At 70.8% G+C, this 26785-nt stretch carries 44 protein-coding genes; 1 reads left to right on the forward strand and 43 read right to left on the reverse strand.

Translation table 11 applies throughout. The features are described 5' to 3' along the window. The 4 genes from ACYVK5_RS12995 to ACYVK5_RS13010 all read right to left on the reverse strand — a co-directional run. The coding region (locus ACYVK5_RS12995) for a hypothetical protein (protein ID WP_460705561.1) at positions 1–529 on the reverse strand (529 nt) is incomplete at its 3' end. Position 530: 1 nt separating this feature from the next. Beyond that, positions 531–1733 carry a Gp37-like protein gene (locus ACYVK5_RS13000; RefSeq protein ID WP_460705563.1) on the reverse strand — a complete coding sequence of 401 codons (1203 nt, stop codon included), beginning with the start codon at positions 1731–1733 and terminating at the stop codon, positions 531–533. Then, positions 1730–2680, reverse strand: coding sequence for a hypothetical protein (locus tag ACYVK5_RS13005; RefSeq protein ID WP_460705565.1), 951 nt, complete (start codon positions 2678–2680; stop codon positions 1730–1732). Before ACYVK5_RS13005 ends, ACYVK5_RS13000 begins: the two co-directional genes overlap by 4 nt. Then, on the reverse strand, positions 2677–5349 hold the full coding sequence (locus ACYVK5_RS13010) for a phage tail tape measure protein (protein ID WP_460705567.1): 2673 nt from the start codon (positions 5347–5349) through the stop codon (positions 2677–2679). The genes ACYVK5_RS13005 and ACYVK5_RS13010 overlap by 4 nt, the downstream gene beginning before the upstream one ends. Before the next feature lie 57 nt (positions 5350–5406). Between ACYVK5_RS13010 and ACYVK5_RS13015 the strand changes: the two genes are divergently transcribed. Beyond that, positions 5407–5838, forward strand: a complete 432-nt coding sequence (locus tag ACYVK5_RS13015; RefSeq protein ID WP_460705569.1) for a hypothetical protein — start codon at positions 5407–5409, stop codon at positions 5836–5838. Between the two features lie 5 nt (positions 5839–5843). Here the strand turns inward: ACYVK5_RS13015 and ACYVK5_RS13020 are convergent, their stop codons facing one another. From ACYVK5_RS13020 to ACYVK5_RS13210, 39 genes are all read right to left on the reverse strand, one after another. Continuing rightward, entirely contained in the window at positions 5844–6215 is a 372-nt protein-coding gene (locus ACYVK5_RS13020) for a hypothetical protein (protein WP_460705571.1), read from the reverse strand. Positions 6216–6238: 23 nt separating this feature from the next. Continuing rightward, positions 6239–6733 carry a hypothetical protein gene (locus tag ACYVK5_RS13025; protein ID WP_460705573.1) on the reverse strand — a complete coding sequence of 165 codons (495 nt, stop codon included), beginning with the start codon at positions 6731–6733 and terminating at the stop codon, positions 6239–6241. A 90-nt stretch (positions 6734–6823) separates the two neighbouring features. Continuing rightward, positions 6824–7324, reverse strand: coding sequence for a phage tail tube protein (locus tag ACYVK5_RS13030; protein WP_460705575.1), 501 nt, complete (start codon positions 7322–7324; stop codon positions 6824–6826). Between the two features lie 6 nt (positions 7325–7330). Further along, complete coding sequence (locus ACYVK5_RS13035) at positions 7331–7561, reverse strand: hypothetical protein (protein WP_460705577.1); 231 nt, start codon at positions 7559–7561, stop codon at positions 7331–7333. 66 nt (positions 7562–7627) lie between these two features. After that, entirely contained in the window at positions 7628–8032 is a 405-nt protein-coding gene (locus ACYVK5_RS13040) for a hypothetical protein (protein ID WP_460705579.1), read from the reverse strand. Beyond that, positions 8029–8418, reverse strand: coding sequence for a hypothetical protein (locus ACYVK5_RS13045; protein ID WP_460705581.1), 390 nt, complete (start codon positions 8416–8418; stop codon positions 8029–8031). The genes ACYVK5_RS13040 and ACYVK5_RS13045 overlap by 4 nt, the downstream gene beginning before the upstream one ends. A gap of 1 nt (position 8419) precedes the next feature. Then, on the reverse strand, positions 8420–8812 hold the full coding sequence (locus ACYVK5_RS13050; RefSeq protein WP_460705583.1) for a DUF6093 family protein: 393 nt from the start codon (positions 8810–8812) through the stop codon (positions 8420–8422). After that, positions 8809–9396: a hypothetical protein gene (locus ACYVK5_RS13055; protein ID WP_460705585.1), complete on the reverse strand. Its 588-nt coding sequence runs from the start codon at positions 9394–9396 to the stop codon at positions 8809–8811. Before ACYVK5_RS13055 ends, ACYVK5_RS13050 begins: the two co-directional genes overlap by 4 nt. 19 nt (positions 9397–9415) lie before the next feature. Then, positions 9416–9727 carry a hypothetical protein gene (locus ACYVK5_RS13060; RefSeq protein ID WP_460705588.1) on the reverse strand — a complete coding sequence of 104 codons (312 nt, stop codon included), beginning with the start codon at positions 9725–9727 and terminating at the stop codon, positions 9416–9418. A gap of 44 nt (positions 9728–9771) precedes the next feature. Beyond that, positions 9772–10617 carry a hypothetical protein gene (locus ACYVK5_RS13065; RefSeq protein WP_460705590.1) on the reverse strand — a complete coding sequence of 282 codons (846 nt, stop codon included), beginning with the start codon at positions 10615–10617 and terminating at the stop codon, positions 9772–9774. Positions 10618–10633: 16 nt separating this feature from the next. Beyond that, positions 10634–11338, reverse strand: coding sequence for a hypothetical protein (locus tag ACYVK5_RS13070; RefSeq protein ID WP_460705592.1), 705 nt, complete (start codon positions 11336–11338; stop codon positions 10634–10636). A 71-nt stretch (positions 11339–11409) separates the two neighbouring features. Then, positions 11410–12468, reverse strand: coding sequence for a hypothetical protein (locus tag ACYVK5_RS13075; RefSeq protein WP_460705594.1), 1059 nt, complete (start codon positions 12466–12468; stop codon positions 11410–11412). Further along, the gene (locus tag ACYVK5_RS13080; RefSeq protein WP_460705596.1) at positions 12431–13894 is read right to left on the reverse strand and encodes a phage portal protein; all 1464 of its coding nucleotides are present in this window, start codon (positions 13892–13894) and stop codon (positions 12431–12433) included. Before ACYVK5_RS13080 ends, ACYVK5_RS13075 begins: the two co-directional genes overlap by 38 nt. A gap of 2 nt (positions 13895–13896) precedes the next feature. After that, complete coding sequence (locus tag ACYVK5_RS13085; protein ID WP_460705598.1) at positions 13897–14574, reverse strand: terminase; 678 nt, start codon at positions 14572–14574, stop codon at positions 13897–13899. Next, entirely contained in the window at positions 14558–15610 is a 1053-nt protein-coding gene (locus ACYVK5_RS13090) for a terminase (RefSeq protein WP_460705600.1), read from the reverse strand. The genes ACYVK5_RS13085 and ACYVK5_RS13090 overlap by 17 nt, the downstream gene beginning before the upstream one ends. Further along, positions 15600–16112 (reverse strand): hypothetical protein, encoded by a 513-nt coding sequence (locus ACYVK5_RS13095; protein ID WP_460705602.1) that lies wholly within the window; start codon positions 16110–16112, stop codon positions 15600–15602. The genes ACYVK5_RS13090 and ACYVK5_RS13095 overlap by 11 nt, the downstream gene beginning before the upstream one ends. A gap of 3 nt (positions 16113–16115) precedes the next feature. Continuing rightward, positions 16116–16373: a hypothetical protein gene (locus tag ACYVK5_RS13100; protein ID WP_460705604.1), complete on the reverse strand. Its 258-nt coding sequence runs from the start codon at positions 16371–16373 to the stop codon at positions 16116–16118. Between the two features lie 718 nt (positions 16374–17091). Continuing rightward, positions 17092–17331: a hypothetical protein gene (locus ACYVK5_RS13105; RefSeq protein WP_460705606.1), complete on the reverse strand. Its 240-nt coding sequence runs from the start codon at positions 17329–17331 to the stop codon at positions 17092–17094. Then, positions 17328–17624: a hypothetical protein gene (locus tag ACYVK5_RS13110; RefSeq protein ID WP_460705608.1), complete on the reverse strand. Its 297-nt coding sequence runs from the start codon at positions 17622–17624 to the stop codon at positions 17328–17330. The genes ACYVK5_RS13105 and ACYVK5_RS13110 overlap by 4 nt, the downstream gene beginning before the upstream one ends. After that, positions 17621–17917: a DUF6221 family protein gene (locus tag ACYVK5_RS13115; RefSeq protein WP_460705610.1), complete on the reverse strand. Its 297-nt coding sequence runs from the start codon at positions 17915–17917 to the stop codon at positions 17621–17623. The genes ACYVK5_RS13110 and ACYVK5_RS13115 overlap by 4 nt, the downstream gene beginning before the upstream one ends. Before the next feature lie 170 nt (positions 17918–18087). Continuing rightward, entirely contained in the window at positions 18088–18999 is a 912-nt protein-coding gene (locus ACYVK5_RS13120) for a hypothetical protein (RefSeq protein ID WP_460705612.1), read from the reverse strand. Further along, a complete protein-coding gene (locus ACYVK5_RS13125) occupies positions 18996–19649 on the reverse strand; it encodes a hypothetical protein (RefSeq protein ID WP_460705614.1) in 654 nt (217 codons plus the stop codon). The genes ACYVK5_RS13120 and ACYVK5_RS13125 overlap by 4 nt, the downstream gene beginning before the upstream one ends. Positions 19650–19980: 331 nt before the next feature. After that, a complete protein-coding gene (locus ACYVK5_RS13130) occupies positions 19981–20319 on the reverse strand; it encodes a hypothetical protein (protein ID WP_460705616.1) in 339 nt (112 codons plus the stop codon). After that, positions 20316–20564: a hypothetical protein gene (locus tag ACYVK5_RS13135; protein WP_460705618.1), complete on the reverse strand. Its 249-nt coding sequence runs from the start codon at positions 20562–20564 to the stop codon at positions 20316–20318. The genes ACYVK5_RS13130 and ACYVK5_RS13135 overlap by 4 nt, the downstream gene beginning before the upstream one ends. Next, positions 20557–20736: a hypothetical protein gene (locus ACYVK5_RS13140; RefSeq protein WP_460705620.1), complete on the reverse strand. Its 180-nt coding sequence runs from the start codon at positions 20734–20736 to the stop codon at positions 20557–20559. Before ACYVK5_RS13140 ends, ACYVK5_RS13135 begins: the two co-directional genes overlap by 8 nt. Beyond that, entirely contained in the window at positions 20729–21178 is a 450-nt protein-coding gene (locus ACYVK5_RS13145; protein WP_460705622.1) for a hypothetical protein, read from the reverse strand. The genes ACYVK5_RS13140 and ACYVK5_RS13145 overlap by 8 nt, the downstream gene beginning before the upstream one ends. Then, a complete protein-coding gene (locus ACYVK5_RS13150; RefSeq protein ID WP_460705624.1) occupies positions 21175–21726 on the reverse strand; it encodes a hypothetical protein in 552 nt (183 codons plus the stop codon). Before ACYVK5_RS13150 ends, ACYVK5_RS13145 begins: the two co-directional genes overlap by 4 nt. Continuing rightward, positions 21723–21947 (reverse strand): hypothetical protein, encoded by a 225-nt coding sequence (locus tag ACYVK5_RS13155; protein WP_460705626.1) that lies wholly within the window; start codon positions 21945–21947, stop codon positions 21723–21725. Before ACYVK5_RS13155 ends, ACYVK5_RS13150 begins: the two co-directional genes overlap by 4 nt. A gap of 63 nt (positions 21948–22010) precedes the next feature. Next, entirely contained in the window at positions 22011–22493 is a 483-nt protein-coding gene (locus tag ACYVK5_RS13160; RefSeq protein ID WP_460705628.1) for a hypothetical protein, read from the reverse strand. After that, on the reverse strand, positions 22486–22869 hold the full coding sequence (locus ACYVK5_RS13165) for a VRR-NUC domain-containing protein (protein ID WP_460705630.1): 384 nt from the start codon (positions 22867–22869) through the stop codon (positions 22486–22488). Before ACYVK5_RS13165 ends, ACYVK5_RS13160 begins: the two co-directional genes overlap by 8 nt. Next, positions 22866–23150, reverse strand: coding sequence for a hypothetical protein (locus tag ACYVK5_RS13170; RefSeq protein WP_460705632.1), 285 nt, complete (start codon positions 23148–23150; stop codon positions 22866–22868). Before ACYVK5_RS13170 ends, ACYVK5_RS13165 begins: the two co-directional genes overlap by 4 nt. Beyond that, positions 23150–23404 (reverse strand): hypothetical protein, encoded by a 255-nt coding sequence (locus ACYVK5_RS13175; protein ID WP_460705634.1) that lies wholly within the window; start codon positions 23402–23404, stop codon positions 23150–23152. Before ACYVK5_RS13175 ends, ACYVK5_RS13170 begins: the two co-directional genes overlap by 1 nt. After that, a complete protein-coding gene (locus ACYVK5_RS13180) occupies positions 23401–23661 on the reverse strand; it encodes a hypothetical protein (protein ID WP_460705636.1) in 261 nt (86 codons plus the stop codon). The genes ACYVK5_RS13175 and ACYVK5_RS13180 overlap by 4 nt, the downstream gene beginning before the upstream one ends. Further along, positions 23658–23930, reverse strand: a complete 273-nt coding sequence (locus ACYVK5_RS13185; protein WP_460705638.1) for a hypothetical protein — start codon at positions 23928–23930, stop codon at positions 23658–23660. The genes ACYVK5_RS13180 and ACYVK5_RS13185 overlap by 4 nt, the downstream gene beginning before the upstream one ends. After that, entirely contained in the window at positions 23930–24370 is a 441-nt protein-coding gene (locus ACYVK5_RS13190; protein ID WP_460705640.1) for a hypothetical protein, read from the reverse strand. Before ACYVK5_RS13190 ends, ACYVK5_RS13185 begins: the two co-directional genes overlap by 1 nt. Then, positions 24367–25488, reverse strand: coding sequence for a hypothetical protein (locus tag ACYVK5_RS13195; RefSeq protein WP_460705642.1), 1122 nt, complete (start codon positions 25486–25488; stop codon positions 24367–24369). Before ACYVK5_RS13195 ends, ACYVK5_RS13190 begins: the two co-directional genes overlap by 4 nt. Continuing rightward, positions 25485–25871, reverse strand: coding sequence for an AsnC family protein (locus ACYVK5_RS13200; RefSeq protein WP_460705644.1), 387 nt, complete (start codon positions 25869–25871; stop codon positions 25485–25487). The genes ACYVK5_RS13195 and ACYVK5_RS13200 overlap by 4 nt, the downstream gene beginning before the upstream one ends. Further along, on the reverse strand, positions 25868–26470 hold the full coding sequence (locus ACYVK5_RS13205; RefSeq protein ID WP_460705646.1) for a DUF4326 domain-containing protein: 603 nt from the start codon (positions 26468–26470) through the stop codon (positions 25868–25870). The genes ACYVK5_RS13200 and ACYVK5_RS13205 overlap by 4 nt, the downstream gene beginning before the upstream one ends. Then, on the reverse strand, positions 26470–26754 hold the full coding sequence (locus tag ACYVK5_RS13210) for a hypothetical protein (protein WP_460705648.1): 285 nt from the start codon (positions 26752–26754) through the stop codon (positions 26470–26472). The genes ACYVK5_RS13205 and ACYVK5_RS13210 overlap by 1 nt, the downstream gene beginning before the upstream one ends. Between the last annotated feature and the right edge of the window lie 31 nt (positions 26755–26785).

Raw genomic sequence — 26785 nt, forward strand, 5'->3', positions numbered from 1 at the left:
TCAGGGGCGCGGCTGGCAGGGTGGCGCCTGGCTCGACCAGGATGGTGCGTCCCAGCCAGGAGCGCTCCGGGACGGCGATCGCCTGATTCAGGCCCTCCCCCTCGATGCGGGTCACGCGCCACAGGCGCACGTCCGTGGTCGGGTCGTAGTCGGGCGCGTCGGCCGATCCCTCGGTTCCTGCGATGCGGTGCAGGCGGACCGGGCCGGGCGCGGTGCCGAAGGCGACCGGGTCGAAGCGGGCTACGATGCGGTCGGTGCGGCCGGTCGCGCCGCCGCCGACCGAGGCGGGGATGTCGATGGACTGTGTGGTGCCGGCCTCGATCCGCAGTGCACGGCCGACCACGACGGCGATCGAGTCGAGCGTGGCCGATCCGACCTCGGCCGTGTCCGATCCCGACGGCAGCGTGATGTTGAATGCGGTGCCGTCGGTGTCGGCGACGATGCCCCTGTCGTCGCCGAAGATCCAGCCCCAGTTCTCGTCGGTGAACGCCACGCCGTCCAGCGGCCCGGACTCCTGTACTTCCGCCATATCAGCGGCTCCTCTCCAGTCTGGCCAGACGCGCGAGCAAGCGGTTGATGCGTGCCACCTCGGCGGTGGATGTGGACGTGGCCCCGGGGGCACCCACGACCAGGGACACCTCGTCGGCGGCGCCCGGGCGTACTCGGGTGGCGACCTCTCGGACGCGGCGATCGGAGACCTCGACCGGGAAGTCGGGAAGCTCGATGCCGACGACGGCGCCGAGGTCGTAGTCGACGCCGCGGATCAGATCGCCGGTGGCGGAGGCCGTGAGCTCGACCGAGGACGGCGAGCCACCAGCAGCGAGCCGTTCGGCTAGGACGTCGTCGACCACTGATTGGTCGTCGGTCTGCCGGTCCACCAGCTGCTCGCGACGCCGGCCCCACAGGGCCTCGCCGCCTGCGTCCACGAGCTGGGCGGCCTCGCGTGCGGCCTGCTCCCCGGCAGCGAACGCGATCGCGGCCGTGGTCTCGGGCTCGCTGAGGGAGTAGCCCCAGGAGGTCATCAGCCCGGTGGCGCGCAGTGCGTCGGTGGCGCCGAATGTGACATTCGCGCTGACGTCGGTGACGTCGGTGACCTGCACCAGGAGGCGCGGCGCGCTTGGTGTCGGCTCGTCGTGCACGACCCGCACACGCAGGTTGCCCGCTTCGGCCAGCGACGCGACGACGTCGCCTAGCACGTCCATGCGCGCCTGCCAGGTCGCCGTCCCGCCACGATCCAGCGAGGCCGGCACCACCAGGTCGGTCAGGCGGCGGTCGACCAGCGGCGCGGCCGGGCCGAGGTTGTCGGCGATGTAGCCCAGCAGTAGCGCCTCACGTGAGCCCGTGCGGGTGTCGTGCGAGACGGTGAACGTGGACAGGGTCGAGGTCAGGGCGTGTGCCGGGTCCGGCCAGCACAGGCGCGACCACAGCTCACGGTTGTCCTCGATGAACCCGAGGGTGATCGTGTCCTGCAGGACCATCACGCCCTGGTCGTCGGGCACCCACTCGGCGCGACGCCGGATCGTGCGCACCTGCCCGGACATGACCTGCTCGCCCTCGCGATCCAGGATCGCGCCCATACCCGGGGTGAACACGCGCAGCTGCTCGGCCGGACCCTTCACGACCCACGTGCCGGGCGCGTTGTACCGCTCTACCGGGTCGAGCTCGTCGAACTGGGGCGGGTCCAGCGTGCGCCCCAGATCCGCGTCACGCGGCGCGAGCGTCCAGGCGGTCACCACAGGCTCCGGTACTGACCCCGCCACGAGATCCGCAGCTGCGTGCTCGCGTCAGCGCCAGGTGCGGACACGTCGATGCGGGTCGTGCCCAGACTGAACGGGACACCGAGCGATCCGCGGGCCAGATGCCCGGCTGCCGGCTCACCGTCCAGCCGGACCGACTTGCCCCGCGGGCTCGTGACGATCCGCAGGGTCGCGCCGCCCGCGACACCGGCCGGCACGTCGATCCGCAGACCGTTGTCCCCCGTGATCAGGACCGACGAGGCCGGACCGGTCAGCTCGAACGTCGGGTACACCGGCACCGCCGACGTCATCACGATCGGCGTATCCGCCCCGGCGATCGCCGAGGAGACCAGGTAGATCTGCCCCCAGATCCCGCCCAGGAACGGCGTCGTGTCCTGCACCAGTGCGAACTCCCGGACCTGCTCGGCCTGGTCCTCGGCGAACGGCTGCACGGCGAGCGCGTCCAGCGGGTACCGGGCAGCCCACGGCAGCAGGCCACCCGTCCCCTCCAGACCCGAGCGGTAGGCCAAGTTCAGGCGCCGCATGCCTGACGCCGACCGGCACACGAGACGGAAGTTCCCATCCGGCGTCATGTCGCGGGCAGGGTCGGTCAGGTCCCGCAGCGCCTGCACCTCACGCCACTGCTCGGCCTGATCGCGCGTATTGACCATCAACGGCAACAGCACCGGCCGCGACGGCGTCGACGTGCCCTGCACGACCTCACCGGCCGCGCCGGGCAGCCCGCTGGAGTACAGGCTGGAGGGTGCGACCTCCAGGCCCAGGTTTCCCGTCTGCAGCTGCAGCGGGCCCTCATGATCGGCCCCACCGATCTGCAGCACGCGAGCGCCGTCCCACGACTCCAGCCAGAACCGCCGGGAATCGGACGGTTCGGCGGTCGGGGGCGGCTCAGCGCCACGCGCTGAGGCCAGGACGTAGAAGGTCACGACGGCGACACCTCCGGGTCCTGCAGCTCCAGGACACGATCGGCATGCAGCAGATCCCGCACACCGAACTCGCGGCCGTTGTTGTTCACCGTGATCGACCGATACGTCGTCGCCCCCACCGGCTGCGCCGTCGAGGACGGCGCAGCGACCGGCATGACGAACTGCCGGGCAGTCATCTCCACCGCGCCACCGTTCGCGAAGTGCGCCATGCCCGAGTGCAGCGCCTGCCGGAACGCATACACGCCCGCCTGCCCGCCCATCGCCTGCACGTCAGCGACGTCGAGCATGTGCTCACCGGGCATCGCCATGACCGGCACCGAGTCGCGGCCCGGGACCCCGCCATAGACGGCGCCGCCGTCAGCCATGGCCGTGGCCCCGAGGCTGCCGCGGAACGCGATTGCGATCGTGCGGCCTGACGCGTCCTTGATGAACGACTCCAGCGAGTTGCGCGCGCTCGTGGTGTCGGCCACGACCTCGGTCGTGACGGTCTTCGGGATCAGTCCAAGCTGGTCGGCGAGCTGGCGCGCCTGCTCCTTCGTGGCGCCCATCGACTGCGCGGTCTTGATGAACCGGTCCCGCGTCGTCTGCATCGTGTCCTGCAGCTCCTGCTGAGAGGATCCGGTGGCGTGCATGGACTCGATCAGGTCCCATCCGGAGTCCGCAATGGCGTCCAACGCGGCCTGGTTGTCCCGGCCCTTGGACGTGGTGATGTCCAAGGTGCGGCCGTTCTCCTTGAGGGCGCCCGTTGCGGCGTCGAGCGCCTCCTCGGCCGAGCGTTGGGCGTCACGAAGGTCGAGCACGCCGTTCGCTGCGGTCTGCTGGGCGGAGATCGCCTCGCCGAGCACGTCGACGTATTCCTCGGTCTGCGCAGTCAGGTCGGCGGTGGCCTCGGTGAGCCCCTCGGACTCCTCTGCAGACTCGGCCTTGGCGCGGGCCTCCTGCGCGGTCCGGCGCTCAGCCTCAGTCAGAGACTCGGACTGGCGCTCGAGCTCGTCCCGCAGGCTCCGGGCGGTGTCCCGGTTGGAGCTGTTGATCTTGTCCCATACGGACGCGTTCTCGACGTAGTCGGTTAGCGCGCCGTCGACGCGCTCGACAGCGTCCGCCTCGCCCAGCACGTAGCCGGTGAGGTCCTCGGTGGCGATGCCCATCCGGTCGGCGAGGTCTATCCAGGTCGTGGACCCGTCCACCCAGGACTTGGTGCTGCTCGCCAGCGACTCCGCGATGACATCTGCCGTCTTCTCCGTGGAGCTTCCGAGGTCGTCGAGCGTGGCCGCGTACGCCTCGGTCCGAGCCTTCGCGTCGGCGGCGCTCTGCAGCCAGATCGTCAGGGCCACCGTTGCCACCCCGAGGGCGGCGCCCATGGCGCCGACGGCGATCGTCGCGGTCCGGGTCGTGATGCCCAGGGCCTTCATGGCGTCTCGCGTCTCCACGACGCCGACCGTGAGCTTCCCCAGCCCCGCCACGCCCAGGAGGGCAAGGCCGCCGGCGCCGGCGATCATGGTCGTCGCGTTCAGCACGGGCCCGGGGATCTCCCCGATGGCGTCGACCAGAGTTTCAGTGCGCTGCACCATGTCTCGCAGGACGTCGTTCGCGCCGCCCCTGGACTGGATGAACACGGTGTCCAGCGATCCGCCGAGTGCCTCGAGGTCGCCGGCGAGGTTGTCGAGCTGGATGGCCGCGGTTTCGGCCGCGTAGCCCTGGTCGTCGACAGCCCCAGTCCACTCGCGGACACCCTCGGCGCCCTGCTTGTAGATGATCGAGGCGGCGCGCACGGCGTCCGACCCGAAGATGGTCGCCAGCGCGCTGTTGCGCTGCTGGGGCGTCAGATCCTCAAGCGCACTCTGGAGGTTCCCTGCCAGTGCCTCGAGCCCGACGAAGTTGCCCTGCGCGTCGTAGGCGCTGATGCCCAGGCGTTCCATCTCCGTGGCCGCCGTGGACGAGGGCGCCGAGAGCACCTGCAGCATCGTCTTGAAGGAGGTGCCGGCGTCGGATCCGAGCAGACCCGCCGAGGCGAACGCGGACAGAGCCGCCGTCGTCTCTTCGATCGTCAGGCCCGTCTGCGCGGCAATGAGGCCGGACTGGTTGAGCGCCTGGCCCAGGTCGGTGACACCGCCCTGAGCCTTTCCGGCGCCGGCCGCGAGCAGGTCGGCGACGTGACCGACATCCGATCCCTTGAGGCCGAACTGCGTCAACGCGCTGGCCGCCGTCTCGGCGGCCTCGGACACATCGATCCCGCCCGCCGCCGCGAGCGCCAGCGCGCCGTCCAGTCCGCCCGCGAGGATGTCGGTCGTCGAGACGCCGGCCTTGGCGAGTTCCTCGATCGCGCCGGCTGCCTCGCTCGCGGAGAACGACGTGTCCGCGCCGGCCCGGATCGCGGCCTCACGGAGTGCGTCCAGCTCCGCACCGGTGGCGTGCGTCGCCGCGGACACCGAGGACATGGCCTTGTCGAACTCGGCGAACCGCTGGACCGCGACCCCGGCCACGCCGAGCGCGACCGTGCCGACCGTTGCCAGCCGGTTCGACAGCAGGTCGATGCTGGCGGAGTTGTCCCGCACGCCGCTTTCGACCTTGGACGCGAAGTCCGTCATGGCGCGCTGTGCGGCGCCGAGCTGGGCGCGCAGGCCCGGGATGTCGATGCCGAAGCGGAACTTCACGGTGCGGTCGGCCACGAGTTCACCCCCTGTTTTGCTGGTCAGGCGCGGTGGACCGCGAGCACGATGGGCGGCATGACTGAGGACGTGGGAAGCGCCGCGGAGGCGAAGGGGCAGGGCGGCGAGAGCGAACCGGGCGGCGTCGGCACCGGGAAGGGATGTTTGTTCGGGTGCCTCGGAGTCATCGCCGTGCTGCTGCTGGTGGCTTTCGTGCCTGTCTTGCTGGCGATGTCTGGCGTGTGGGACGACGACGGTGATTGGGAGCCCACTTCTTCGCAGGCGGCCGAAATTTGCGAAGAGTGGGTGTCCGAGAAGCTCAAGTCGCCCTCGACGGCCGATTTCTCCGAGGAGCGGGAATCGTCAACCGGGACCGACTCGTGGACGATCACTGGGCTCGTGGATGCGCAGAACAGCTTCGGCGCGATGATCCGCGCTGAGTGGAGGTGCGATGTGCGGTGGGACGTGGCCGGCGAGCGGTGGCGCGGCTCGGCGACGCTCATCGAGTAGCCGAGCTACGGCTTGAGCCCGGCTCCCCATAGGAGGGCGTCGTCGTGCTCGCCTGGTGCTTTGGCGCGGGCCGCCTGGGCGCGTTTGATCGCGGTGGTGACGTGGCAACGGGTTGGTAGGGGCACCTCGAGGTTGAACTCGGTCTCCGGTGCCTGGCAGATCTCGCGCGGCATCCCGCACAGCGGGCACACATGCTCGGTGCGCCATGCCGCGAGGGAGAGCATCCAGGCTCGTTCCGTGTCGTCCCACTCGACCTCGGGGCGTGAGGCGACCAGGCGTCCGTCGGTGTCGTACTCGTAGATCGTGCGCGGTTCCCAGCCCTGCATCCGCTTGTAGCTGATGCCGAGCCGCTCGGCCGCTTCCACCTCCGCGCGCACGGCCGGGTCTTGGAGGCGGCCTGTCAGAAAGGGTCGGACGACCCGCGGTTTAGCTCCAGCAGAGCCATGCCGAACACCTGGTAGGTGCCGTCGGAGATCTCCTCGAGCACCGGCCCCCACTCGGTGGCGGCCACCTCCACGGGCTCATGCGAGTCGCGGTAGCGCACTGCGATGACGCACTTCGGCCACGCCTCGGCCACGAAGGTGTCCCAGTTGATCCGGAACGCCTTGTCGGCCGTCTTGTCAGTGCGCGGAGGGTTCGACGCCTCCAGCTCCGCCCACTCCTTACGGCGCAGAGCTTCGAGCTCCACCTCGAGCACCGTGGCGGCAGCAGCCTCCTTGAGCTCCGCCACTACCTTGGTCGCCTTGCGCACCGCGGTGGAGTTCTCCGAGGCGCGGTACTTCTTCCGGGCCGCAGCCAGCTCGCTCTCGGCAGTCTCGATCTGCGCGGCGACAGCGAGGTCGGGGTAGAACGCGACGAGCCTGCGGGCCCGCTTGATCTTGTCGGCAAGGGCCATGGGTAACTCCCTACGCGGATAACGCGGATGGACCCTGGCCCGCCCGCTCCGCGTCAGGACGGGCAGGCCAGGGGGTCGAGGTGACCGCGGTCAGGCGGCGACGACGGCGGCGGGCTCGTGAGCCTCGACGAACGTGTTCCACAGCGAGCGCAGGACCGTGTTCGCGTCCGCCGCGACCTCCGAGTTGACACCCACGTCGAACTCGGTGATGGCCACGACGTCGGCCGCGGCGAATGCGTCGTCGAACGCCTTGCCGCGACGGCGTGCCGCGAACCAGTGCGATCCCTCGGTCAGCGCGTCGGCGAGCTCGTTGTCGGGCGACGCGGAGTTCGTGTTGTCGATGCCCGTGATCTGGAGCGTGGGCGTCTTGCGGCCCGGCTTCGCGCGGGTGATCGTGTCGCACTCGCGCTCGTCGGTGATCGTGGCCTGCTCGATCTGGAACGCATACCCGCCCGGGGTCAAGTAGCACGAGATCTCGACCGCCGTCACCGCGGTCAGCTCGGCCACCGTGGGTGCGGTGATGTCAGCGATGGCCGGGACGAGGACGGTCTTGATGTTGCCGTCCGCCGGCGTGCTGGGGATGTCTGCCATGAGGGCTTACTCCTCCGTGGTGGTGGTCTCGTCGCCAGCGGACGCCGCGACGTCAGGCACCCCGGAGGGCGCGAGCTTGAGGTGATGCTTCGAAAGACGCCGGACAGCCGAGGGCGGGTACTGCTTCTGCTTGACCCGCTCGACCCGGCCCTGACGCAGCAGAAGCGAGTTCTCCAGGACGTCGAACTCGTGACCCGTGGACGGATCCTTCACACGCACGTAGACGGGCTTGGGCATGGCACTACCTCCGAGGGCATGAGTCGGGACCCCGACGCTGGTCACGTGGGGCGGGGACGGTGGTTCTCAAGGGATGCGGGAGATCGTCAGGTCAAACCCGAGCCTGGCCACCTGGTAGCGCAGGTCGGTGTCCGTGGCCGTGAGCCCGGCCCGGTAGGGACCGGTGCTGTAGCGGTGCACCACCACGCCCAGCGAGTAGCCCGCGACCGCCACGCGAGCGCCGGACCACGCCAGGCGTGCCTCCTCGCCGATCACGCGCGCCTGCCCGGCCGTCAGCGCTGCGACGGTCACCCACCAGCGGGCCACTCCGCCGTGTGACGAGCCCGCGCCGCCCTCGATGTTGTCTGGCATCGACAGGGAGCCGACCAGCCACGGCGCCACGGCGTTGCCCGGCGCCTCGTCATCGTGGAACGGGTGCGGCACTGGGGCGAGCGCTGCGAGGGCAAGGTGGATGTGCTCCGGGTTGCTCACAGCAAACCCTCGATGATGTCGCCGATGTGCCGCTCGATGACCGCGGCCTCCGACTCCAGCAGGCCATCGATCTTCACCGACCCGCCGCCGCCGTTCGCGCCGCCATCGACCGCGATACCGGCCAGTGAGCCCGCGCCGCGGCCGGTCTCTGGGCCCACCTCGTAGGCGATCTCGCGAAAGCTGCCCTTGCGCTCGTAGGAAACCGCGGCGGCCACCCGCTTGAAGTGCGGCGACGCCGCGAACGCAGCGGCCATGTCCTTCTTGAGGACGTTCGCAGCCTTCTCAAGCACGCCGTCGACCTCGGGTATAGCCCGTGCCGGGATGCGACCCAGGTCAGCAGCCAGGGCGCGGGCCTCGGAGGCGTCGACCGTGAAGCCGTCGGCCATCTCAGACCTCCTCCTCGACCCCGAGCCGGTATGCGGTCGCCATGCTCTTGTGCAGCAGCGCTGCCACGCGGTACCGACGGCCGGTCAGCTGCGCATCAAGCGTCGCCGCGGTGATCTCGACGACATCGCCCACCTCCGGTGCGAACGACGCGACCGGGACGTGCACCGTGTACCGCTGCACTGCCCGAATGGCCTCCGCCACCTCCGGGTTGAACTCCTGCGCCTCGTAGGTCTGCACCTTGCAACGGCCCGTGTAGAGCAAGGTCTTCGACGGCGTGACCTCACCCGTGTCTGGATCGGTCACCGGATCCCCGATCCGGTGCACCGTGCACGTGTCGACCATCAGCTTCTCGGCGGCGCGGCGGCCGGCGCGGATGGTGGAGACCGCGGTCATCGAACGGTTCCCATGACCGTGGAGCCGGTGCCGAACCGTGCGCGGAGCCATGTGCGGGTGCGGTCGGGGAGTTCCATCGGGGAGACGAGCTCGTCGTCGCCGGTCTGCATGCCGTACTGGTAGTCGTCGATGCGTTCATACGACTTGCCGCGCTTGGGGTCGTACCCGTCGTCGGCGGAGGCGAGGCCGGCGGCGACGAGGGAGCAGACCAGGCCGACGATGTCGGCCGGGACGGGGTCGTAGCCGTGGGTGAACGTCACGACGAGCTCGCCCGGCGTCTTGTCGGGCTGCTGCCAGTAGCAGTCGCGCCACAGTGCCGAGCCGCGCAGCTTGTAGTCGGTGACCGCGACGCCGTCGAGCGTGACGGTGGCGACCGCCTGCACGGGCCGGGCGGGTAGCTCGATGCGGCGGGATGCTTCGGTCCACAGCGTGACCGTGGACGTGGACCGGCTGATCGCCGATCCTGCCGCGTCCCGCACGGCGGACGACGCCTCATCCAGGAGCGCGTCGATGCGGTCGGTGTCGCTGGTGTCGATGCCGCGGGCCTGCAGGTCGGCCACCGCGGCAAGCGGTGTGAGTGCCACGGTGGCCTCCCTGGTTCGGTCATTCCTCGGGCGGGGCCTGCGTGGTCGCCGCGGTGATCGCGGCGAGCATGTCGGCCTTCGTGGTTGCCCCGGCCAGGTCGATGTCGTTGTCCTTGGCCCATGCCTTGAGGTTCGCGCCGGTCCAGTCCTTGGCGGGGGGTCCGTCGGGGTAGTCCGGGGCAGGCGGGCCCCCGACGCGCGTGTAGTCGTTCTTGTTCTTGAGCAGCGACTTCGCGGCGGACGGGGAGACCGAGACGGTGCGCCCGTTCGGGCCCTTGACCTTGACCCGCTCGGCCCGTGCCTGGGCGGCCTTGTTCTTCTGGGTAGCCACGGTGGGCTCTCCTTCCTGTTCTGGGGCCGAAGCCGTCAGGGGAATCAGATGATGACGTCGGCCGAGGCGAGCGCCGTGGGGCGCACGACCCGGGAGCCGTACAGGTGCAGGCCCTTGACGATGTCGGCGAAGCCCTTCTCCTTGCGGGTCGCCTCGGTCTTGGCGATCTGCTCGGCGTAGGTGGTGGCCATGTCCGACCCAGCGATCACGAGCGAGCCCGTGGTCGCACCGCCGGGCGCGTTGTTGGACTTGCGCACCGAGAACCCGGCGGCCTGCCCGACCATGCCGTTGGCGCGCGTGACCGCGCCCGCCTCGTCACCCGCGGCGACGAATCGGTCGTCGCGCAGCAGCAGGCCGTGGAACTTCGGGGTGACCACGACGAAGCGGTCCTCGGTCGGCACGTCCGACTCATCCAGCAGGACGCCGAGGTCGACCAGGACGTCGTACGCCTCGGCCGGCAGGGCGAGCGTCGCCTCGGGCAGCGCGTTGCCGGCGTCCACGTTCGTGCCCATGAGCCCGGACACGAACTGGTCGGCCACGTCACGCAGCCGGTACGCCGCCTTGCGGGCCTGCTCGGTCAGCACCGCGCCACCGGAGCGGGCCTGACGCTTCTCGACGTCGTCGACCTCGAACGCGAAGTACTTCGACTGGTCGATCAGCAGCGTCTGGTCGCTGTCGTCGACGTCCTCGATCGTGATGTCGGTGTGCGGGGTGTAGTCGCCGATGGTGGGGTCGGCGAGCGAGGTGATGTGCACGGTGTCGCCGTACTCGGCGATGTCGCCCTCGTAGTCGCGGTTCACGACGCCGGGGGCGGCGTACACGAGCGCCTTCTCCAGCGCGACCAGGAGCTCCGCGCTCCACACCTCGGGCTTGAATGCATCGATGGCCATGTCGGCCCTCCCTTACTTAGGAGCTGAGGTACTCGTCCAGGAGTCCTGCAGCCTTGGCGTCAACAATTTGCTGGGGCGTGGCGCCCTCGACGTCGGCCTTCGTCCACTGCTTCGGCTTCTCGGACCCCTCACGGGCCGAGGTGGGCGAGGTGAAGACCGGCGGTGTGCCGCCTTGCGCGGCGAGGTACGGCTTGGACTTGGCGAGCGCCTCGAGGCGCTCGGTGATGACGGCGCGGTCTACCTCGCCGTCGTCCTCGACCTGGATGTCCGACAGGTCGAGGTAGAGCAGGGCGTCGTTTGGGTCGTTCAGCTGGCCGGCGGCCAGGGCGCGCACCTCGGACTTGAGGATGCGCTGGTTTGCCTTGGCGTTGGCTTCGGCGAGGACCGCAGCGCGTTCCCGCTCGGCCTCGTACTCGGCCTCCTTGCCCTGAGCGGTGGCGAGCTGGGCGCGCAGCTTCTCGGCCTCGTCCTTGGGGATCGCGGCCTTGAGCTTCTTCTCCAGGTCACGGCTGACCTGCTGCTGCGCCTCGAACCGCTTCTGCCAGTCCGTCTCGCCCGTCTCGCCCTCGCCGGCCGGCTTACCGCCGGCGGGCGGCGGGTCACCTGCCGGTGCGCCGGACGGCGGCGGGTCGGTCTTCGGGGGCGTGCCGCCCGAGCCCGGCTCGGCAGGGGCCGCCGGGCCGTCGGCGAACATCAGACGCTGGTTGATGAGTCGGTACATGGGTACTCCTTCGCCGCCTTACGCGGTCGTCGGTAGGTGCCGGGCCGCCCTTGCGGCGGCACGGGGGAGGTTCAGCGGACGCGCGTGGCGACGCCGCCGGTGACGCGGAAGATCGGCTGATCCGGGCGCAGCCAGCCGTAGGTGCGCAGCATCGACAGCGCCTGCTCACGAGTCGCCGCGCGGGAGTAGATCGTCTCGGGCATCAACCGAAAGCTCGTGGCGCGGCGGTACCGCTCACCCGCCGTGCGCTGCACCCGCCCGGCCAGCCCCGCCGCATCCATCGCCCGGAAGGCGACACCGCGCACCGTGGTGCCCTCGGTGGTGTACGTGATCCGCTCCGAATACACCTGCGCGGACCGGACTCCCTTGCGGTAGGCGTTGATCAGCTGGTCGAAATCGGCGCCGTCACGGTAGGCACGGGCGTTCGCTCTCGAACCGAGCGCCTTGGCCAGCTGCGCATCGTCGAGGCTGTCGAGGTAGGCGTGCCGGTGGACCGTGAAGTCCCCGGCGACCGACTCCGTGACCGGAATCGAGCGGCAGTCACAACGCGGGTGACGCTGGAACGCCGTCCTGGCCGAGGACTCCCCGGCCAGCTGGATACAGCGCCCGCACGAGGGCGGGGACAGCATCCGCACATACCGGGTCACGTGCCGTGAGTGGCCGACCATCTTCTCCGCCGTGCGGCCCGTATCCGACAACACGGTGCCGGCCGCCGTGGTCAGGAACTTCCCCCCGGCCGCGAGCGCCGCGGTGATGGTGGCGCCGGCGGCGATTTCGGTCTTGGTGTGGGTGACGGCCCCGTACATGAGGGATTCGGTGGGTCGCCCGTCGCCGGCGGTGCCGGCCAGGGTGGCAGGTGCGACGGCGTACTCGGGTTCCCGGACGGTCTGTCCGGTCTGGTCGAGCACGGTGGGGATGAACTGCAGCGATCCGGCGGTCACGCGTTCCTGGGCGAGGTCGAGGATCTGCAGCATGCGGGGGGCGAGGGCGAGCCAGGAGTCGTCCAGGTCGTCGCCGCTCATGCGCCGCCAGACCCGGAGGAGGGCGGCCACCGCGGCGCCGATCTCGGCGCGTTGTGCGGCGCCGTACGCCTCAGCCGACGGCGGCAGGCTCTGGAGCAGCGCTGGCATCAGTGGCCTCGCTCGTGGTGGCTACCGCTGAGGCGTTCTTCTCGCCCAGCAGGCCCAGGTACGGGTCGTCCTGTTCGCGGCGGATCATGTCCATGACGCGGCGCACCTCTTCGGGGTCCAGGCCGTACTCCTCGGCGATGAACTCCATGGGGAAGCCGATGTTCCGCAGCTTCAGCAGGCCGTCCACGAGCTGGGCTTCGGAGCGGAACTGGGGCTTGCGCCACAGCACCTTGCCAACTGCGATCTTCTCGGCGCGGGCCGTGTCACCGCCGGCCACGGCCAGGAGCCGGTTGAGCTCGCGCACGGCCGGCTGGGCGTAGCCGATGCGCTCGTTCGCCTTGGACACCAGGCCCGCTTCGGCCAGGTCGTAGCCGGTGGCCGGGACGTTGTCGGAGGCGGACAGGAGGTAGTGGCTCGGGGTGCGGGTCTGGGCGGCGATGTGGGCGACGGCCAGCTCGATGACCTTGACGAACCCGTCGACGCTGCCGGCGGTCCATTCCCCGATCTGGATGCCCTGGCCCTCCAGCCACGCGACGCGGTCGCGGATCAGGGAGTCGAGCTCGAGGGGACGTTCCCCGATCTTGTTGCCGGCCTCGTCCTTGATGTCCTCCTTGGGCATCTGGCCGTTCGTGATGACGCGGCCGGGCAAGCTGATGTAGTCCAGCGAGTTGAGCGTGTACGCCCACACGAGGTTGATGGAGTCCTGCATCGGCATGACGCCGCTGATGTCACTGATCGGGTCGTTGTCCAGCAGGGCCTGGTTGCGCATCTCGACCAGGGGCACCGCGCCCAGCGGATTCGTGGTGCCCTGCTCCCGGTCGGGGTTGAACGTCCAGTCCACGTCCGGGGGCACGTACCGGTCCCCGTCAGCCACAGCGGCCTTCTTGCGGGTCAGGGAGAACGACATCGTCGGCAGCAGCAGCTGCGCGTACTGGTGGGTGTCGTCCTGCGTGATCGTCAGGCCGGCACGACGCTCACCCGTGGTCGCGTCGTAGGTGACCGCCGCCGAGTCGGGGTTCTCGAACGTGAGACGCCCACCGTTGTGCGGGGACACGAGCCCGAAGGCGCGCTTGGCGATCGTCATCATCATCAGCGCCTCGTTCAGCTTCCCGAACGCGTCGTTCCGATCCCACGTGCGCTCGAGCTCCACGTCGGCGCGACGCTCCCCGGCCAGCCGCATCCCCAGATAGCCCAGGCGCTCGATCGGGGCCTGGGCGACCGGCGCGCACCAGTTGTCCGAGAACCCGACGAACCGCTTCTCGAAGTACTCCTTGAACTCGTCCGAGGCGAACCGCATACGCCCCTCGGCGCCGCGGTAGTACCGCGTCGCCGTCTCCACGTTCGGGCGCCGCGCCTGGATCTTGTCCGCCAGGAGGCGCGCCAGTTCCAGCACCTGGTCCGCCGTGATCGTGGGGGTCTGGGTCATGCTCACCTCCTGCGCGTGGAACGGGCCGTGTAGACCCTGGTCGGGCGTCGCTCGGGCCAGCCGGCGGCCCGCATGTCCGAGGCCGCCTCGTGCGCGAGCACGCTGGTCACCGCCATGTCGATCTTCTGGTGCCGCTCGGGCTTCATCAGCCCGTACCGTTCACCGGTACGGGCCACCTTGCGGGCGTTGGCCATGTGCGTGGCCGTGATCGGGCAGCCGTCCTGCGTGATCAACCCGCCGGACAGGTCCGCCTCGAAGCGGCGCAGCGCCTCATACACCGCGCCGTAGCGGGCCGAGCCCGACATCTGCCAGGAGATGAACCGTCGCGGCTTGCCCTCCTGGTCCGGGTGCTTCGTCGCCCACCGTTCGATGTCCGACTCCCACGACAGCTCGTCGCGGAACCCGGGGTCGCTGTAGACGCGCAGCACGTCGTACCGGCCGCAGATCTCATCCCAGGCGACGTCGACCTGGTCGTGCGGGATCGTGCCGCCCCACTCGCGCGGGTCCCAGATCGCCGGGCGGCGGTCCGGCCCGTAGCGCGGCGTGAAGATGTAGCCGGCCTTGGTCTCCAACTTGATGCCGGTGATGTCGTCGTTCTCCGACCCGTCGAACCCGCCACACACGCTCGTGCCGCGGGGCGGGTTCGCCCGCCACGGCGGGCGCTTACCTGGCGCCGGCATACGCGTCCTCCCACGCCCCGGCCGGCAGCCACGCGCCCGCGCCCGGGTGCAGCCGGTTGCCGAAGAACCGCTCGGCCTGCGCGATCTCGCCGGCGTTGATCAGGTCGCGGGCCTCAGCCTCGATCCCGTCCAGGTCCACATGCCCGCCACGGGCACGCGAGGCGTCCTCGTAGGCGAACCGGTGGATCTTGGCCCGGTCGGACTTGTTCTCGTACGCCAGCGACTTGGGCGCCTGCCGGAACTGGACGTAGACGTCCTTCTCCGCACCCTCGTACGTCTTCTGCGCCGCCGAGTCTCCCGACGGATCCCACGCGTTGGTCACCATCGACGCCCGCGCGCCCATGCCCGCCAGGCCCCGCCACTGGGTATGGGCCACCTGCAGCATCTTGTTCGCCCGCGTCCAGATCCCGACCTCGTCCTGGACCACGAACGTCACCCGCTGACCCAAACGGCTCTTGGCCGAGGAGGTGACCGCGTCGATCCGCCCGTCCCCGGGCAGACGCGTGAACTCCTCACCGGGCCGGATGTCCAGGTCGCCCAGCGGCCCGAGCTCCACCATCGAGCGCAACGCGTCGTACACGTTCCCGACCTGGTCCTCGGACGTCGCCGTGATCTGGATCAGCGGCGTCGCCCACGGCATCCCCATCGGCTCGCCCGGCTCATACCCGAACTCCCAGCCACACCCGCAGCCGTGCTCCGCACACACGTACCCGTCATCGGCGCCCGCCCAGCCTCCGAACAGCGCCGGCCCGACGCCCTCCAGCAGGCAATGCGCCGCCTCGATCGGCGACTTGCCGACCTTCTGCGGCGCCACGAGCATGCCGCGACGGTTCACGAACGCCGGCCCCAGCACCGGATCGTCCGGCACCCACTTCGCGCCCGCCCGCACCATGTAGTAGGCGGCCAGGTAGCGCAGCTGGTAGTCGTACAGCCGAAACGGCGCACCCGCCCGGAGCCGGTCCGGCACCACGCAGTGCGCCTCGATCCACTCCAGGGCGACACTCAGCGGTTGCGGGCGCCTCCTCTCACGCGCCACCGTTCACCGAACGAAGACGGTCACGCACCGAGTTCGACCGCGGCGCCGGCACCGGCCGCGAGCGCCGCTCGGCCAACTCGTCGGTCACCACCTTCCACCGCAGACGCAGCATCGAGGCCGGGTCCAGGCCGAGCCGGTCCCCGATCATCCGGGCCTCGGACAACTTCTGCTTCTCGCCCGTGCGCTCACCCAGGACCTGCAGGCGCACGTACAGCGCCACCCGGTCAGCGCATCGCAGGCGCTCCCACATGACGGCCTGCGGCTTGGCCCACATCTCGGCCCACAGCTGGAGCTCACGCTCGCCGAGCTCCATCCGGCGCGTCTCGGCCTCGTCGCTGTCGCCGAACACGGTCACCGGCGGCAGCGGCCACTCCGGGGCCGGCTTCTGCCGGCCCTCGGACGGCAGGCTGATCCAGCCGGCCTTGTCGTCCTTGCGGTCACGACGCAGCGCGTTCGGGTCCGGCGGCGGCCCAGAGTTGACCCGTGCTCCCCCGCGGGGCATGGCTCAGGCCACCTTGATGCCGCGAGCGCCCAGCGTCTCCCGCAGCTCGTCGAGGTCGGCGTCGACGACCAGCCCGTCGAGGTCGACGGGCGTCGTCGCGCAGATGACGAACCGCGCACCCATCGTGTTCCGCAGGCTCTCCGCCTGGTCGGCGACGGTCTCCGCCTCGTGCGACGTGAGCATGTCGAACACGACGCCGTACGGCGCCGCGGTGACGCCGCCCACGCTCTCGGGCGGTAGGGGCAGAACTCGGATGCGCATTGCTCCTCCTCGGCCGCCTTGCGCGGCGTCAGTGGTGGTCGGGCGAGGCCTTGCGCACACGCCCGTTGCCGGTCATCGCCGCAGGTCAGCGGCGGTTTCCGGGATTGTTTGAACCTGACAGACTTCTTAGAGCCCTCCCCGGCGGTACGGCGGGCCCGGGGCGAGGGGGGCACCCCCACCCCGCAGGCCACGGCGCCGGCGCGCGGACTCGCGCGCCATTCAGACGCGGTCGTTGAAGCCAGCAGGCCGCGTTCGCGCGGTCTTTCCGCCGTGACACGACGCGCACAGACCGCGGCCGCGCTGCGGGTCGTCGGGGTTGAGGCCGTCGTCCACCAGCTCGGCCCGCTCACGCGGCCAGTGGTCAGCCACCGTCGAGCGGCGGGCACACAGTCCGTCGTGCCGGCCACACTCACCGGTGCACACGCACCGGGGGTGCTTGGCCAGCACCCCCTCACGGAAGGTGCGGTGCCCCTTGCTGCTGTACGGGTTTCCGGTCGGCCGCCTTGCGCGGTCCCCGGCAGCCCGGCAGTCCGGGCACCGCCCGATCCCCTCGTGCAGGGTGGGGCACCCCGGGCGGGAGCACACCCTCCAGGCCATGCTCACCCCCGGGTGCGGCGAAGGCCCGGCACCTGATGGTGTCCGGGCCTTCGAGCCAGTACGGCTCACTGTGGCACACAGTACTCCCCACCACCGACACCACGCCACCAGCCACGCGCCGTCAGAGTGTCGGCCTGCGGTGCACCGCCTGCCGCAGGTTGGCCTCCAGCGCCTGCTCGTCAATGAGGAAGACCATCCCGGCGGGCAGCCAGCGGGACACCCTGACGGTCACGATGCCTTCGAGGCCACGTGCCTTGACCGTCTCGACCGCCCGCGACTCCAGGTCGGGCGGGACGATGAGCGTACGCCGTGAGTCCTCGTACACCTGTGCCCAGAACCGGACGTCGTCGAGCATGCTCATGGCACCCACCGCGCTACCGCCACATCATCGAGCACCGACTGCAGCGCAGCGAGACGCGCGTCCGCCGACTGCCGAGGCGACCGAGCGAAGCCCTGACGGAACAGTTCCTCACGCCGCGCCACCTCCTCCAACGCCAGCTCCACACCACGCGGGCCAAGCACCGCCGCGAGCGCCGCGAGCGCCTTCTCGTGCTCGACCGCCTGCTCGACACGGCGGGACGTCGCGACACCGACAGATGCCAGGCAGGCGGCGAGCCCGGTCACCTTCCTCGCATCGATCTTGAGCCTGATCACTGTGCCCTCCAGTCAGGGTCGAAGTCCGGGTGCTCGGCGTACGGGCGTGCGAGCTCGACGAGCACGGCGTGGATCTCGTAGGTGTCTCGGCGTGGGTCATCCATCATCTCCACGATCGTCCGCTTGGCCGCGACGTCAGCGAGGATGCGATCCGTGTCCACCAGGGCCCGAATTCCAGTACCGCCTCCGCGGATCTGCAGCATCGGGCGCCCCATCATGACCTGGTGCGCCATGTCTCGCGCCACTGACTCTTCCTCGTCGAGCCGCGCCGCCAGGAACTCGGTGATGGTCATGCGCTCGTCCTTCCTGCCGCTGATCCGTAGTAGCGGGTATGTCCCTCCCTGGTCCGGCTCTCTGCAGCAGGCGGGTGGAACCGGGCCGCTCACGAACCAGACGTCGAGTGTGGTGCCGTCCCAACCCACGATCACATCCATCGGGCTGCCATGCGGGCATACGTCGGTGCTCATGCGCTGGTCCGGCTGTTCTCGGCCTGGCCGAGCAGGTCTCGCACGTCGCCCAGGCGGTACAGCGGGCGTGCGGGGCGGCCGGTGGACATGCCGCGGCGCGGTAGCCGGCCTCGGGCGGCCCAGTGCTCGAGGCGCTTCTCGGAGACGTTGACGCCGAACCCGGCCAGGGCGCGCACGATCTCCATGCGGGTCAGCAGCAGGTCCTCGGACCGGGCGAGCATCCGGTCCCACGTCTCCGCCGTGCGGTGGGTGGTCCCGCAGCGGGGACACTCGATCTCGACGTCGCCCTCGCGGGCGTACAGCGGCGCCTGGCACTCCACGGATGCGCCTTCCTCGTCGGCGATCGTCGCGTCGCATGCCCCGATCGCCACCCGCGCCGGCGCATTGTCGATCGCGCGCACCGCCTGCCGTACCGCGGAGGTCAGGTCCCCGATCAGGTCCCCGCCCGAGGGCTGGTGGCGCATCCAATCGATCTGCGTGGACAGCCACGTCGCCAGCGCCTGCATGGTGTCCAGGGGCCGGAACAGGCCACGGGTGCGGGCGATCTCGTCGGCCACCGCGGTCATAGCGTCGCGCAGCGTCCACCGCGCCTCGCCCGTCTGGTACCTGTAGGGCAGCCGGCCGATGGCGCGGACCGACGTCGACACGTTGGCCATCGTCTCCACGAGCTGGGTCGCCAGCCCGGGATCGATCTCCGGCAGGCCGGTGGGCACCGACTCCGTCTCGAACGAGCTGCCCGCCACCCGCTGCTGAACGTGCGGGCGCGCGACCGGCCGGTCCACGAGCCCATCCAGCAGCCGGCGCAGCCGATCCCCGCACTGGGGGCACACGTACGCCGTGTCCGGGACCCCCCGGTCGCAGTCCTCCACCATGCACAGCTGATCCATCTCCATCGCGCTCTTGGTCATGCCGCCCCTCCGCTCTCCTGGTCGACCTGCGCCTTGACCCACGCCTCGTGCCGTTTCCTGGCCCCACCACACGGCCCGCACTTGTCCTCGGTACCGATCGGGTGCCGCGAGCAGAACGGGCTGGGTTCGGCAGTACCGGCCAGATCGGCGAGCGTCCTCCCAGCACCACCCGCCGCGCCCCTGCCGCCGTCTCCCCCGCCCCTTCCTTCCTCCCCCTCTTCCTTCCTTCCCCCCACTACCGCGGGGGTCTCGCGAGCCGCTCGCGAGGATGTCGCGAGGGTCTGTGTAGAGGAATCGACGGTGTCGGGAGTGGCATCGCCCGACGGCGGGGGCGGTATGCGTGAAGGCTGTGCCCGGTCGGTCTTGGGCCACTCGGCCAGCACGAAGTACGTGCGCCCGTCGACGTCGTACAGCTGCAGGTACCCGGCGTCCTCCAGGGCGACGAGGTGAAAGTCGATCGCGTCGTTGTCCACCGCCGGCGTCAACGGCCACAGCTGCGCCTTGATCAACGTCGGATTCGCCGACCCCCGCCCGTGATCGTCCGCGTAGAACCGCAGGCCCAACCCCGTCAACCGCACCTCCGGCGGGAGCTCCAACAGCTCCTCGTCGCTGAACATCGATGGCGGAACGCTCCGCTGCCTGCTGGTCACGGCCACGACCGAACCCCCCAAATATCGCTCTCAACATTGCTTGGTACGTCTGCGCCGTCACCCGGAAGCACTCCGTGTACCCCCGGCCGTTCGGCAGCACATCCCGCGACTCATCCGCCGACGCGAACGCCCGCACGAACCCCGCCTCCGCGAGCGCCTCCAGGGCACCCTTCTCCCAGTGCTTGGACGTGCCCCGCTGGGCGACGACGACCCGGCCGCCGGTCGCGGCCAGGCGGCGCAGCCTGTGCATCCGCCAGGCGCGGCCGACCTTCACGATGCCGAGGTCGTCCCAGACGACGACGTAGGTGATCGCGAGCTCGGGGATGTGCATCTACTTCCCTCTCTCCTCGGACGCCGCGCGTGCCCGCAGCCACTCGGTGACGTGCTGGGCTGTGGCGATCCGCTCCTGCGCGGGGTCGAAGCGTCGCGGTGCGTCCGCCCACTCGCCTCGCTGCCAGTCGTCCGCCGCCACCTCCAGCGCCCGCGCGGCGATCAGGGGCGCGACGGTCTCCAGATCGGCGCGGACCCCCTCGGTCACGCGCTCCTTGAGGTCGCCGTGGAAGTCCTCCCATGCGGGCCAGTTCTCCGGGTACTTGTCGAGCCGGACCATGTCCTCGTACCGACGCCTACCGAGCGCCTCCACGATCTCGTCGGCGATCAACTCGCTCACTTCACACGCTCCATGGTCAGCCGATAGACCTCCTGCGACGGCGATCGGTCGGCCGTCTCCAGGAAGTCGATGGTCACGTCGAGCCGGTCGTAGTCGTTCACCACGACCAGCCAGGCGTCATACGTCGAGTCGTAGGCGGACGAGCAGCCGATGAGGTCCGCGAGCATGTGCGCCACCTCGGCGTGCTTGTCGCGGCTCTGGGTGGGGTGTAGGTCGTCGGCTCCTCGGCCGGCTCGCTCAGCCACAGGTGCACCTCGCGATCGCCCGGAGGCATCCGTGGCAGCGCACCGTGTAGCCGTCGCTGTCGTAGGCGCCCAGGTACGTCTGCCAGCGCCCGCAGCGGCACCGAGGGAGCGCGTTCCGGCGCGTCAGTTCGTTGGCGAGGTCTTCTGTCGAGACGCCCGAGAGGTCAGCCACGGTCCGCCTCCGTCCCGCCGTCGAGCGCGGCGCGCAGCTGCGCGAGGCTCGCCATCGGCTCCCGGATGTGCTCGATGCATACGGGGTACGTCTCCTGGACGTCAGGCTCGATGCGCCAGGCCACAGCGATCCCGTTGCACGGCTGTTCCTCGCCGTCGACGTCGCCGAGGTCGGGCACGACAGCCTCGTGACACTCGAGCCAGCGGAACAGGTCCTGCACCCGCGACGCCTGAGCCCGCACCAGCTCCAGGCGGTGACTCGCGGCGCGCAGGTACTCCAGCAGGTCCGCGTTGGCCGCGTGCAGTCGATCGGCCTCCCGCACGAGGTCGCGCACCTCCGCCGCGGTGACACCGAAGTGGCCGTCCTCCTCGTACCCAGCCGGGATGAGCGCGAGGAGCTGAACCCTGAGAGGCGGGCTGGGCGTCGTGTCGGCGGCCGTCACCGGGCACTCCCCAGCCCAGGCTGGAAGCTGCCGAACCCGATCTGCGGGGCCTGATGGTCCGGCACCGCGTGCTCGACGTAGGCGTCCAGCGTCGACTCGCGCGGCAGCTCGGGCGACTGCCCGGTGAGGAGACCGCGCTCCTCCAAGAGCGCGAACACCGCGCGGGCAGCCGGCTCCGTGCCGAGCGTGATCGTGTTCCCGTGCCGCTCCACCGCGAGGCCGTCACGGATCGCCTCGTCGACGTCCTGCACCGACACCGGAAGCACCGTGAAGCTCGGCGGCGAAGCTGGAACGAACTGGAGGAGCCGGGATCGAAGGCCAGACAGGTCCGGGGTGATGACCTGCTCGACGACGCGCACGTCGTCGTCGCAGCCGCACAGGGGCGTGTGCCGGCCGCCGTGTTTCCCGTCGGGGCCCAGAGGGCGCAGCACGTCGCACAGGTCGATCAACGCCTGGAAGATCCGCGACTCCTGCACGCTCGCGGCCCCCTGCTGCGCGCACAGTCGCTCCCGCAGCATCTTCACGCTCGGCGCCCCAGCGCCCGTCACGCCTGGTCACCGTTCAGCTTGTCGCCCGGCTCGATCGTGACGGTGACCTCGCTCGGCTCACCCATCGCCCGGTGATCGGCCGGCGACATGTACAACTCCGGCGGCCCGTACAGGCCGATGCCCTCGTCCTCCTTGGGCATCGCGAACGTGGGCGACTCGGGGTCGACCAGGTCGAGCAGGACCTTGCGCTTGGTCAGTGCCATCGTGGTGCTCTCTTTCATGGGTGGGGCGGATGGGGTCACAGTCGTAGCGAGCCCGAGGCGGCCGGGCAGTGTCGGCCACGGTCACGCCTCCCCGAGGAGCGCGGCGCGGACGACGTCGGCGATGTGGCGGTCGCGCGCCGTTTGCGCCGGGTCCTCCGTCGTGTCCCAGCCGCAGACACACATGACGCGTCGTACGCGGTCTCCCTCGACGGCGACACCCTTCGTGTGGTGCGCGGCGAGCACGCCCGCCAGGTCGACGTCGTCGAGGCGGTCGCGGACGACGGTGGTGGGCATGATGTGGAGGTCGACGGCGTGTGCGAGGCCGAGGCCGCCGGTCTCGGCGTACTCCTGCCCGCGCTCGAGCAGGAAACCCTGATCGAGCTGGACATCGAGGCCGAGGATGTCCTCGATCTCGTTCCCGATGATGCGCAGCGGCTCGCCGGCGTCGTCGGTCAGCTCGTCCTTGTCCAGGCGGCCGGCGCACGCGTAGATCGCGGCGAGCAGCAGCTCCATCTCCTCGGATGCCTCGTCGGAGATCGGGGCGGTGGTGGTGTCGTCAGACATGGGTGGGTCGCTTCCTGTTGATGGTGGTCATTTCCTTCTCGATGCGGCCGGACACCCAGTCGCGGGGACGCCACACGTCCGCGTCGATGCCGAGGTCGCGCAGGTGGTGGAGCCAGTCGGCCTGTTCGTCGGTGACCTTGCGGCGTTCGTCCTTGAGCTCGCGGACCAGGAGCAGCCCGCGGTCCGCGGAGGCGAGGACGACGTCGGGCCAGCCGCGCTCGGACTTGCGAGAGTCGTGCGTGTGGTAGACGAGCAGGCGCAGCTCACGGGCCAGCTTCCGGACGTTCGCCAGCAACGTGTCCTCCGACATGTCCCGGGCGACCTGCGCGCGGAACTCCGCAGCCGTGACCAGCGCCGGGCTGCGAGCGCCGGTCATGACGCCGCCTTGAGGGCGTCGCGCCAGCCGGGCTGCTCCCGGTCGCGCCCCTTGGTGCATGGGCCGCACAGCCCGTTCCCGGCGTGCTTGCGCACCCCGGGCGGCAAGGTGTCCTTGCTCCAGCGGCGGCTTGCGGGTGCCAGCGGCGTGCCGCAGTCGTGGCACGGGTCCCCGAATCGGATGTGCGGGACCTTCGCCCACATCCGGTCCCACGCCGTGGCGGTGTTGAGCGTGACGACGTCGCCGCGAGCGCCGGTCATGTGGCGCAGCTTCGTGACCATCAGGTTTCCTTGCCCACGATGGCGGTGCGGAGGGCGCCGGCACGTTCGCGGCACCCGATGCACGGGGCATCCTCGAACGCATGCATGAGCGGGCAGATCGCCCGCGCCATCTCGTCGATGTCGAGCGCGGTGGCGAGAACGCCGCGGGCGATCTCGTCGGCCAGTCGGGGGCTGACGTGCGCGGCTCTGGCCGAGACCGCGCTCACGACGGCCTGGGCGCCCCGCTCGAGGGCGGGTGTGGTCTCGGTGCTCACCAGTCATCGTCCTCCTCGAGGTCGTAGTCGGTGTCGTCGCCGGCCGCGAGCGCCGCGTAGTCGGGCATCGGGGGCGGCTGGTAGGTCGGCGGGGTGGTGCGTGGCTTGCGGCAGGCGGCGCGGCACCGGCGGCAGGTGGCGAGGTGATCGCCGGGGGCGTGGGCGGCGGCGAGGTGGTCGGAGGCGCAGCCGGCGCACGGGTTGGTCTGGTCGTGGATCGTGCACATGACGCGGTTGCGGGCCCGGGTGGTCGTCACAGGGGCCTCCAGTCGATGGGGTCGGGGACCCGCGCCTGGCAGTCGTTGCACGACGCGATGCGGGTCGGGTGGGAGGCGCACCAGGCGTCGAGGTAGCGACGGTGCACCTCGTAGGAGGGAGCCGGGTGCCCGCACGGCGGGTACACGATCCACACCGCGGGGCGCGGGCAGGGGCGCTGCCGCTTCCCGGTGGAGCAGGGGACCTCGGCGGTCAGGTCGACGGTGTCGGTGAGGGTCTCGTCGACGGCGGGCGGGGTGAGGGTGGGCATCAGAACAGCGCTCCCTGTACCGCGACGGCCTCGGGCCAGGAGCCGGCGTCGGTGTAGTCGGACTCCTCGAGGTCCCACACCTCGCCGGTGTCGATGTCGGTCACCTCGTCCAGGCCGCAGCCGGGGCAGCGGCGCACGTGCAGACGTGCGACCGGGCGGGCCGGCACCTCGATGTTGACGCTGTAGCGGTGGCCGGAGCGGGTGCGGCGCTCCACGGGGGTCGTGAACGTCTCGCCCGGGGCCCGGTGGAGCTTCCCGACGGCGCGCAGCTCGGCATCACGGATCCAGCCGCAGCCCGTACACGCGAACTCGTGCGCCGGAGCGTGGAACACCATCGACGTGTGCGGCTCGTCGCGCCACGGCGTCCACTCGACGCGACGGCCGTCCCACAGCGGCGGCAGGTCGTGGGCGCGGGAGTGCGCCAGGGTCAGGGGCGTCATGCCGCCACCCGCCTCTTGCGCGGACGGGTCTCGGTCGGGATGACGTGTGTGCGCTCCTGGCGGCGGGCGGTAGCTGCAGCGGTCAGGATTTGCAGGACGTCTTCGCGGCCCAGGCGATAGGCGGTGCGCTCGACGGTGTCGAGAGTGACGCCGACCCGGTCGGCGGCGCGGCCATGGTCCTCGCCGGACCTGACCAGGTGGAGCCACTCGGTGAGGCGGTCGTCGGCGCCGGAGCTCCCCTCAGCGCGCGCAGGCTGGGCGGCAGGGTCGTCGATCACGTCGTCGTCCCATGCGGCGGGCGGGACCCACCCGGACGCTGCGGCGCGGTGACGCGCTCGGACGGCGGCGGCTCGCTCCCACCGGTCACCCTCGGGCGGGGCCTGGTCCCACAGCCGGTCGTACACGTCACCGATGGCGCGGGCGGTGGCCGCGCTGACGTCCTGCCCGCGAAGGGCGCGATCGATGGCCTGCCGGTCGACGCCGGAGCGTGCGGCGATCTGCGGCGTGGACCAGCCGAGCGCGGCCAGCGCCTGGACACGCCTGGCGGTCCCGACGCCAGCCACGGGCGCGGCGGGCGCGAGGGCGTGCAGCGATGGGCGGACGGTGAGAATCTTGTCCGCGGTCTCCCGGCGCACGCGTACACACGGGGGCCGGCGCCGCCCGTCACCGAGGCTGGCGCCGAACAGGATCTTCGACACCGCGCCCGTGGAGACCCCGGCCAGGCCCGCGATGCGCTTCCATCCGAGCCCAGCCGCCTGCAGCGTGGCGAGGTGCTCGCGCACGACGTCGCCATCCGTCCATTCCTCTGCGGCGCGCCCGTAGGCGTGCTTGCGCTTGCGCTCGGTCTCGTACGCCATGGCCGCCTCCTTGCAGGGCAGGCAGCGGCAGTAGTCCAGGACGTAGGCGTTGCGGGTGCCGTGCTCGTGCGGGGCACCCTCGTGGAGACACGGCTTCGGAGTGCGATCCACGGCCCGCATCCGCTCGGCGTGGCGGCGCGCCCTGGCCCGCTTCTCGCGCCAGCTGTCGCAGGAATGCTGGCGTCGCGCGTGCTCTGCCATGGGCTCGGACTTGTAGGAGCCGTGCCAGCCGCAGTCACACCAGGCGTTGACCCGCTTCACGAGACACCCCCACCGATCTGCCCCGCGCGCCACCGCGCGATACGACGGCGCACCGTCTCGGGTGCGACACCGGCCAGCACGCCGATGTCTCGCAGAGACATGTCGCCGTCCCACAGCTCAGCCATGCGTGCGGGCGTCAGTGCCTCGGCGTCTTGCGGCGTCTCGTCGGCCGTCTCAGGTGAGACGGGTGCCGTCTCGTGCGACGGCGCCGGCGTCTCGGGTGAGACGGGCGGCGTCTCGATGTCCGTCGCATCCGAGACGGCCGAGACGATGGCGCGACACCACGCCGCGAGCTCGGGGGCGACGTGCGGGCACTCGGCCAGGTGGACGGTCACCGTGGCGACGTCGGCCGGCAGGTCCGTGCCGCAGGCGGTGTGCATCATGACGCGTCACCGCTGTTCGCGATCTCCAGGAGCACGTCCGCGTGACACGGCTCGCCGAGCGGGCACCAGCACGCGAGGTCGTGACCGTGCAGCGGAGCGATCCACTCCTCGAACCGGCCGGGCTCGTCGCGGCGACGGGCGTTCATGAAGGACGCGAAGGCGTCGACCGCATGGCCGAGCGCACGGCCGTGTGAGTCTTCGCCGCCGTAGGACGCGTACAGCGCGTACTCCTCGAGGCGGCGCGGGCGGGACCATGTGTCGCGGACGTCGGACGAGGGCGGCCCGTAGACCGTGCCCTTCTCCACGCGCAGTGGGTTGCCCCACCTGGTCGTGCGGTCGACCTTCACGGCGCCCTCGGGCTTGCGCCAGTCCCTCGTGCGGCGCAGCTGGATACGCAATGGCCGGTCCAGGCGGTCCACGAGCTGCGGCAGATCAGCGGTACGCGTCGCGTACAGCGCCGCGGCGATCCGGTCGGCCGGCTGCTTGCCCATGACGGCGTCGAGCAGTTCGCGCTCGGTGTCGAGCTCGGGCGGCAGCTCCGCGCCCGTCGGGCCGGGCTCGAGGACGAGAGCCTCGGGGATCGTGGTCATGGTCGACATCAGCTCTGCTCCATCCGGCGGGAAGTGGTCGGGTGCCAGGCCGGGACACCGGCAGGCGGTGCGGGCGGCGGCGTCGACCGCAGTCGGTCGACGAACTCGGCGAGGTGGACCCGGTCGATCGTCTGCGCGGCTCTTGCCCACGAAGCCACGAGCTTGGCCACCGCGGCGTCGAGCTCCTCGTCCGTGACCTTGGCCAGCGGGTCCGGATTGCGGGGACCGCCGTCCTCGCGCCACTCGTCGGGACCGACCAGCGGACGCAACCAGCGCGGAATCCTGATAGCCATCACTGCTCCTTCCGGTGACGCGGCACGGGGC

The organism is Myceligenerans halotolerans, assembly GCF_054782975.1.